The sequence below is a fragment of the Enterobacteriaceae endosymbiont of Donacia piscatrix genome, assembly GCF_012569525.1.
Classification (GTDB): domain Bacteria; phylum Pseudomonadota; class Gammaproteobacteria; order Enterobacterales; family Enterobacteriaceae.
The window spans coordinates 259,446-260,785 of sequence record NZ_CP046200.1 but is presented as its reverse complement, the minus strand read 5'-3'; the positions used below and the strand labels follow the sequence as shown (position 1 = coordinate 260,785).

Annotated in this window: 1 pseudogene; it reads left to right on the top strand. The window is 14.6% G+C overall.

The window, feature by feature from the left end:
* The first annotated feature begins 582 nt into the window (after positions 1-582).
* A pseudogene (locus tag GJT96_RS01240) lies at positions 583-1,295 on the top strand (ABC transporter permease).
* Positions 1,296-1,340 lie beyond the last annotated feature (45 nt).

Sequence of the window (1,340 nt, the reverse complement as noted above, 5' to 3'; positions counted from 1 at the left end):
CAAATAGGATTAAACAACGTTTAATGATTATTTAATCATTAATTCATAATCCTAAATTATTAATTTTAGATTTTAGATGAACCTACCTCCGGTATTGATATTGAATTACGTTATAATATATGAAATTTTTTAAAAAAATTAAATAACGAAAAAAAATAACTGTTATTTTAACAACTCATTATTTAGAAGAAGCTGAATTTTATGTGACCCATATTGGTATCATTAATAATAGTAAATTAATAGAAAATTGTATTATGAATAAATTATTAAATAAATTAAAATTTGAAATATTTATATTAAATTATATAAGTAAAAATAAAATTTTTCTTAAAATTAATAGATATAAATACAAAATTATTAATAGTTGTAAACTAAAAATTTCAGTTTTAAAAATCAAAATTTAAATAATATTTTTATACAATTAACAAAATAAAATATTCAAGTTATTAGTCTAAAAAATAAATACAATAGATTAAAAAAATTATTTATAAATTTTATTTTTAATTAAATTTTAACTATAAAAAATTATAACAATAATAATATATCCGTATTTAATTGCATTATTCACTATTATAAAAAAAAATAAATAGATTTACTCGTATTTAGATACAAACTTTAATACTTCTTATTATAACAATATCGTTATATTTTATAGTATTTTGTAATTTTATTAGTATAAATATTAACAAAATATCTAGTTTTAATTATATACAATTTATTACACCTGGATTAATTATGATAAGCATCATTAATAATTCATATTATAATGTTGCATCATCTTTATTTAAAGCTAAATTTAATCGTTCTATAAAAGAATTATTGATAACTCCAATACCTAGTAATATTATTATTTTAGAATATATTAGGGGAGATATTTTAAGAAATATAATTATTTATATAATTTTAACTATTATTTCTACTTTTTTATATCTTTACATATATATTAATGGTTATTTTTTATAATTTTTATATTTTTAACATCTATTTTATTTTTTTTATTTGGTTTATTAAATGCTATTTTTGCTAAAAATTTTGATGATATTAATTTTATTCCTACAGTTATATTAACTCCTTTAACATATTTTAGGTGATTTTTTTTATAATACTAAGTTTCTATCTTTCTTTTGGAAAAAAATGTTAAAGATAAATCCTAATATATTATATCTGGTTTTCGTTATAGTTTTTTAGGCATATATATAATATCTTTATTTTTTACTATAAAAATTTTAATTTTTTTTATTATTATTCTATATTCATTAATTTTTATTTTAATTGAGAAAAAAGTAAGTTTGTAATTTTAATAAATGTTTATTTTTAAATTAATATTTTTTATCCGATCG